Below are 700 nucleotides of genomic sequence, written 5' to 3'. Positions count from 1 at the left end.
GGCCAAAGGCGATTTCGATGCCGCGACCGAACTCGCGCCGCATCTCCCGGTCACGGTGGTCTCCGAACTGGTTGGCCTGCCCGAGGAAGGGCGTGAGCGGATGCTCATATGGGCCGGCGCGGTGTTCAACTCCTTTGGACCACGGGGCCTTGAGCTGACGGAAACCGCGCTTCCGATATTGGACGAAATGGTGACCTATGCCCGCGGTTGCACCGCCGATCGCGTGAAGCCGGGCAGCTGGGTCGCCAAACTCTACGAAGCGGCCGAGACGGGCGAGCTCAGGCCCGAGCAGGTCGGGCCGGTGATGGGCGACTATCTGGGTCCGAGCCTGGACACCACCATCCTTGCCACGGGCAGTGCGATCGCCCTGTTCGCTGAAAACCCCGATCAATGGGACAAGCTGCGCGCGAACCCGACGCAGATCCCCAACGCGGTCAATGAAGCGATCCGGCTCGAGAGTCCGGTACAGGGCTTTTCCCGCGTGTTGACCGATGATTTTTCGGTGGAAGACCAGCGCCTCCACAAGGGTGCGCGGGTTCTCGTGATGTATGCATCGGGCAATCGCGACGAACGGCGTTGGGAAGACCCCGAGCGGTTCGATATCACGCGGCGCGCGAACGAACAGCTGGGCTTCGACGGCGTTGGGAAGACCCCGAGCGGTTCGATATCACGCGGCGCGCGAACGAACAGCTGGGCTTCG

The 700-nt window shown here is 64.1% G+C and carries 1 protein-coding gene; it reads left to right on the top strand.

The window, feature by feature from the left end; genetic code table 11:
- On the top strand, positions 1 to 700 hold a 700-nt coding region (locus AC1DPF_RS18970; protein ID WP_477962954.1), incomplete at both ends, for a cytochrome P450.

The sequence above is a fragment of the Rhizorhabdus sp. P4_G6 genome (assembly GCF_056401045.1).
This window is presented reverse-complemented; position numbering and strand designations above follow the sequence as displayed.